Source organism: Micrococcus lylae (assembly GCF_900163825.1).
Lineage (GTDB): Bacteria > Actinomycetota > Actinomycetes > Actinomycetales > Micrococcaceae > Micrococcus > Micrococcus lylae.
Genome location: NZ_FUKP01000054.1, coordinates 22,274 through 28,467 on the forward strand (window position 1 = coordinate 22,274; position 6,194 = coordinate 28,467).

Below are 6,194 nucleotides of genomic sequence, written 5' to 3' on the forward strand. Positions count from 1 at the left end.
GCCGGCGCAGTGGGACGAGGACGGCGAGGGCCGTCGCCGGAGGGCGGTGCCGTCGTCGGGAAGGGACGGGAGGGGATGCGGAGGGGCTCAGAAGGCGCGCGCGTACGGGCGCGGACGCCGGCGGGTGCGGCGGCGCTGCCAGCGGCGCTCATGGCGCAGCGACGTGACCAGCGCGGCCCAGGCGAGCGGGGCCGGGGTCACGCAGATGACCACGCCGGCGGTGAGGGCGATCGGGCCGGGGGAGGGGCCGGGGTCCGCCGTGGACACGGCCATGCCCAGCAGCACGGCCGAGGCGGTCACGCCCAGGATGCCGGCGGCCCACAGGACCACCTCGCAGGCGGTGGGGGAGGCCGCATGGCCGCGGTCGATCCCGTCCTCGCGCTGGACGAACGGGGCGGCGAGGAAGGCCCAGCCTGCGGCCACCGCGACGGCCGCGACCATGTCCGACGGGCGGTGCCAGGCCTCCAGGAACGCCGCGGAGGAGATCACCCCGGTCAGCACGGCGCCGACGAGCGCGGCGAGCGGACGCCAGCGCACGGGGGCGGTCAGCAGGAGGACCGCGGCGGCGGTGGCGGCCAGGGTCGTGTGCCCGGACGGCAGAGAGTTGCCCACCACATAGGGGACGCCGTTGTCGAAGTAGGGGCGCTCCAGGCCGTGCTTGAGGACCTGGGTGGTGACGTTCGCGCCGACCGCCGCGGCCACCACGGCCACGGCGGACTGCCAGCGGCGGCGGGACAGCTGCACTGCGACGCCCAGCGCCGCGCAGCCCAGGGCCACGTACGGGGCGTACGTGAGGGCGGTGGTGGCCGGGGACGGACCGAACGCGTCGCCGGGCGCCGGCTCCACGGCCTGGAACGCGCGGTACTCGAGGACCTGGCCGGTGCTCGATCTCACGAACGTCTGGAACACGGCGACCACCGCGAGGGCACACAGCAGCGCTCCGAGCAGCCACAGCCACCAGCGGGTGGGGCGGGGGCCGGCCGGAGCCGGGTGCGCGGACTCGAACGGGTCGGGGTGCATGTCTCCATCATGGCGGTCCCGCCTGGGAAACCCTGTGACGGAACACGCCACCTTCCCTTCACGGAATGCTCACCGGCCCGTCCCCTCACCTGGGGGCAGGGTTCGCCGGGGCGTGTGAGCCTGACGGCATGCAGCCCGCAGCCTCCGCCCCCGCCCCGTCCTCCGCCGCCCTCGCCGCCGCACGGGACGCCCTGGCCGTGCACGGGCCGGTCTTCCGCCAGGAGCCGATCGAGTGGGGCTCCGAAGAGCCGCTGGCCCCGGCGCTGGCCGCCTACTACCGCCAGGTGGGGCCGGGCTGGGTGGAGGTGGACACCCTGGGGCTTCCCTTCCTGTTCTTCCCGCTCGAGCGCCTCTGGGACGAGCAGGCCGGCTTCCGCTGGTCCCGCCGCACGGGGGCCCGCCTGGTCGACTGGAACGACGACTGGACCGTGGTCGCGCTCCAGGGCGGCGACCCGTTCATCCACGAGGCCTCCACCGGCGCGGTCCTCATGGCCGGCGAGGAGGGCTGGGAGGACCGCCTGGACGAGCCCGAGCCCGTGTTCCGGGACCTGGCCGAGATGACCCTGGCCCTGTGCACGGTGGGGCGTGTGTGGGCCGGTGCCGACGACCCGTTCACTGTGGACTGGCGGCTGACCGAGGAGGTGCTCGGCCAGGTGGTCGGCGCGCTCGAGGGCGTGCTGGGCTCGCACGGGCGCGCGGTGGCCGTGGCCCGGAGGCTCGGGTACCTCGCCGCGCGCTGACGGCCCCGGCGGTGTCCCGACGACGGCCGTCCGCCGTCCGCGTCCGGCTCGCCCGGGCCTGTGGCCGGGGGCGTTCCTAGACTGGGGAGCATGAGCGCCGACACCGTCCTGCCCCCGCTGCCCGGTGCCCCTGGGGGGCCGTCCCTGCCGAGCGTGGAGGAGCTGCTCGAGCATGCCGTGGCCGTGTCCCTGCCGATGACCGTGAGGTTCCGCGGGACCACCCGGCGGGAGGCGCTGCTGCTGCGCGGACCGGCCGGCTGGGCCGAGTTCTCGCCCTTCCCGGAGTACGGGGACGAGGAGTCCTCGCGCTGGCTGGCCGCGGCGGTCGAGGCAGGCTGGCTGGGCTGGCCGGAGCCGGTGCGGGACGCCGTGCCCGTGAACGCGACTGTCCCGGCGGTGGCCGCCGAGGACGTGGAACGCGTCCTGGCGAAGTACGGGGACGGCATCACCGCGGTGAAGGTGAAGGTCGCCGAGCACGGACCGGACGGGCGGCTCGTGGCCGGCTCCCGGGAGGAGGACCTGGCCCGCGTGCGTCGAGTCCGGGAGCTGCTGCCGCAGGCCGCCCTGCGCGTGGACGCCAACATGGGCTGGACGCACGAGCAGGCGGTGGACGTGCTCACCGAGCTCGAGGACGTGGGGCTGGAGTACGCCGAGCAGCCGGTGCCGGGGATCAAGCCGTTGGCCGCCGTGCGCCGGGAGCTGCGCGAGCGCGGGGTGCCCACCCGGATCGCCGCGGACGAGGCCGTGCGCAAGGAGGCCGACCCGCTCGCGGTGGCGCAGGCCGATGCGGCCGACCTGATCGTGGTGAAGGTGCAGCCGCTGGGCGGGGTGCGCCGGGCCGCGGCGATCGTAGAGGCCGCCGGCCTGGACGCCGTGGTTTCGAGCGCGTTGGACACCTCCGTCGGGTTGGCCGGGTCGGCGGCGCTCGCCGCGCACCTGCCCCGACTGCCCTTCGCCTGCGGGCTGGGCACCGGCGCCCTGTTCTCCCGGGACGTCTGCGACCCGGCCTGGACCCCGTCCGGCGGCATGCTGCCCGTCCCCGGCGTGAGCGCGCCCGAGCCGGACCCCGCCCTGCTCGAGGCCGTTCGCGCCGACGCGACGAGCCACGACCGGTGGGCCCGCCGCGTCCACGGCGCGCACGCCGTGCTCGCCGCGCAGCACTGAGGCGGGGCCGAGCGGTTCGGCCGCCCGGCCCCGATATCGCCGAGAAGTGCGAGGGACCGGCCCGCTCACTCCGGGATTACGGCATGTCATCGTGACGAAAAGTGGCGGTTCGCACACGTTCACCTGCCGGTCGTCCAGGCGTCAGCCCACCGTGACGTGGGCTGCGCACAGTGGCGGTGGGCGTCGCGCACGGGTACGGCAGCGGCCGCCGTCGTGAAGCCCCGACACTCCTCGCGGTCCGGACACGGGCCGTCCCCATGCACCGAAGGGAACGTCATGCTCAAGCGCCTCCTGCCGATGGCCGGCCACACCAGGGGCAACCGCTCCGCCGTCACCTGCGAGCTCAAGTGCGCCAACGCCTGCGCCAAGCCAGTCCCGAACCGCTCGGAGAACGAGACCTTCCGCGACGTCGCGGAGAGGGCCATCTCGCGCCGCATGGCCCTGGGCGGAGGCCTGGCCGCCGCCGTGGTCGTGGGTGCCTCCGTCGCCCGCCCCGAATCCGCCCAGGCGCTCGCCGTGGCCCCGGCCAACGGCTCCACCGGCGCCGGAACCCTGCCGTTCACCGCCATCAACCCGGTCTCCCGTGTGGTGGACCAGATGACGGTCCCGGCCGGCTACGACCACGGGGTCATCCTCCGCTGGGGCGACCCGCTCTTCGCCGACTCCCCGGAGTTCCAGATCGAGGCCCAGACCGCCGCCGCCCAGGCGAAGCAGTTCGGGTACAACTGCGACTTCCTCGCAGTCCAGGCCGACGACGAGACCGGCCTGACCGGCCTGCTGGTGTCCAACCACGAGTACACCAACGAGAACATCATGTTCTCCCCGGAGTTCATCGAGGCCAACCCGCAGGAGGTCGCCGACATCGGCCTGGCCGCCCACGGCCTCTCCGTGGTCGAGCTGCGCCGCGACTCCGTGGGCAGCAAGTGGGAGTACGTCCGCGGCGGCGCCCGCAACCGCCGCATCACCGGCATGACGGAGTTCACCGTGGACGGCCCGGCGGCCGGCCACGAGCTGCTCAAGACCGCGGAGGACCCCACCGGCACCAAGGTGCTCGGCACCCTCGGCAACTGCGCCGGCGGGTTCACCCCGTGGGGCACCGTGCTCTCCGGTGAGGAGAACTTCGACGGCTACTTCAACGGCCCGGTGACCAACAACGAGGCCCAGGAGCGCATCGGCTACGCCGACGAGCCGACCGCCCGCGGCTGGGAGAAGTTCCACCCGCGCTTCGACCTGCGCAACGAGGGCTACGTCAACGAGGGCAACCGCTTCGGCTGGATCGTGGAGATCGACCCCGAGGACCCGACCTCCACGCCGGTGAAGCACACCATGCTCGGCCGCTTCAAGCACGAGGCCGGCACCGCCGTCGTCGCGGACAACGGCAAGGTGGTCGTCTACTCCGGCGACGACCAGCGCCATGACTACCTGTACAAGTTCGTCTCCGCCGGCACCTACGTGGAGGGCGACAAGAAGCACAACATGGGCCTGCTCTCCGCCGGCACCCTGTACGTGGCGAAGTTCACCGGAGACTCCCCGGCAGCGCAGATCGACGGCAAGGGCACCCTCCCCTCCGACGGTCGCTTCGACGGCTGTGGCGAGTGGATCGCGCTGACCTCGGACACCGAGTCCTTCGTCCCCGGCTTCACCGTGGCCGAGGTGCTCATCAACACCCGCCTGGCCGCGGACAAGGTCGGTGCGACCAAGATGGACCGTCCGGAGGACGTGGAGACCAACCCGGTGAACGGCCGCGTCTACATGGCGCTGACCAACAACAAGGACCGCACCGAGGTGGACGAGGTCAACCCGGTGGTCGGCAACCGCGACGGCCACGTGGTGGAGATGGAGGAGGCCGGCGGAGACCACACCGCCACCTCCTTCGTGTGGAACATCCTGCTGCTGGCAGGCGACCCGCGCATGTCCTCCTCCGTGTACTTCCAGGGCTACCCGAAGGAGAAGGTCTCGCCGATCTCCTGCCCGGACAACCTCGCGTTCGACTCGCGCGGCAACCTGTGGATCTCCACCGACGGCGCCCCCGGCACCATCGGCTACGGCGACGCCCTCCACAAGGTCGTCCTGCAGGGCCCGGACCGTGGCCGCGTGGCCCAGTTCCTGTCCGTGCCGCGTGACGCCGAGACCTGCGGCCCGGTCATCCACGACCTGGACAACTCGGTGTTCGTCAATGTGCAGCACCCGGGCGAGGACGGCGAGTGGGGCGCGCACACGTCCCTGTGGCCCGACCACCTTCCGGCTAACGGGCCGATCCAGGTGGGGGACAAGGTCCGTGCTCCGCGCCCGTCCGTGGTGCAGGTGTGGCTGACCGAGGACCAGACCGCCTGGGAGCACCGTTCCGGCATGCACAAGAACGGCGCCTGGAACGACGACCGCCAGTTCACCGCCGACGACGCGGACTGCTGACGCCGCCGACCGCTGAGCGCTGACGACGCGGACCGCACGCCCTCGTCGCCGGCACCCACCGCCGAGGCCCGGACACACACAGGTGTCCGGGCCTCGGCCGTGCCCGTGCGGAGCCCGTTGCGTGCCGGTCTCGCCCCGCACTGCCCGGTCCGTCCGTCGGGGCGGACCGGCCTAGATGTTGTGGGTCATGAGGTTCTTGCCACGGGGTACGGGCTGAGATGAGACGAGTGGGCCTCTCCCGCAGGATGGAAGTTCCTACACAACCGACCTGCCAGAAGAGACCCGCTCATGACTCACGCTAACGCACCCCTGACCCCCACTGGCCGTCTCAGGATGGTCCACCGCCACCTGCACGACGGGATCCCGCAGGCACACGTGGCAGCCGAGTTCCGGGTGAGCCGGCCCACGGTGGCCACCTGGGTGGCCCGCTACAAGGCTCAGGGCGAGGCAGGACTTCAGGACCGGTCCAGCCGGCCGCACCGTTCACCTGACCGACTCGATCCGGTCCTGGTCGCCCAGATCCACGCCCTGCGGCGGGAGCGCAAGTGGTCCGCACGGCGCATCCATCACCACCTGGTCTCTCAAGGCCACCGGGTGTGTCTTCGTACTGTGGGGCGGTGGCTGCACCGGCTGGGCATCTCCCGGTTGCGAGACCTCGCGCCCACGGGTGAGGACCTGCGCCAACGACCCCAGAAGATCACCGCGAGAGGGCCGGGGCACATGGTGCACCTGGATGTGTAGAAGATCGGCCGCATCCCTGAAGGGGGCGGCTGGCGCACCCACGGCCGTGACTCCGAGGCCGCCCGTGCTTCCAAGCGTGGTGCAGGCCGGCGGGTCGGGTACACGTACCTGCACTCG

General features: G+C 72.8%; 4 protein-coding genes and 1 pseudogene. 4 read left to right on the forward strand and 1 reads right to left on the reverse strand.

Features of this window, described 5'->3' with window-relative positions; translation table 11 throughout:
- Positions 1-87: 87 nt before the first annotated feature.
- Positions 88-1,020 (reverse strand): phosphatase PAP2 family protein, encoded by a 933-nt coding sequence (locus FM125_RS07805; protein ID WP_087134211.1) that lies wholly within the window; start codon positions 1,018-1,020, stop codon positions 88-90.
- Positions 1,021-1,148: 128 nt separating this feature from the next.
- On the opposite strand from FM125_RS07805, the gene FM125_RS07810 reads away from it, so the two are divergent.
- The 4 genes and pseudogenes from FM125_RS07810 to FM125_RS07825 form a co-directional block, all read left to right on the forward strand.
- Positions 1,149-1,760: a hypothetical protein gene (locus FM125_RS07810; RefSeq protein WP_087134212.1), complete on the forward strand. Its 612-nt coding sequence runs from the start codon at positions 1,149-1,151 to the stop codon at positions 1,758-1,760.
- A gap of 90 nt (positions 1,761-1,850) precedes the next feature.
- Positions 1,851-2,924 carry an o-succinylbenzoate synthase gene (locus tag FM125_RS07815; protein WP_087134213.1) on the forward strand — a complete coding sequence of 358 codons (1,074 nt, stop codon included), beginning with the start codon at positions 1,851-1,853 and terminating at the stop codon, positions 2,922-2,924.
- 276 nt (positions 2,925-3,200) lie between these two features.
- The gene (locus FM125_RS07820; RefSeq protein ID WP_087134214.1) at positions 3,201-5,336 is read left to right on the forward strand and encodes a PhoX family protein; all 2,136 of its coding nucleotides are present in this window, start codon (positions 3,201-3,203) and stop codon (positions 5,334-5,336) included.
- A gap of 288 nt (positions 5,337-5,624) precedes the next feature.
- Positions 5,625-6,194: pseudogene (locus FM125_RS07825) on the forward strand (helix-turn-helix domain-containing protein); the annotation flags it as partial.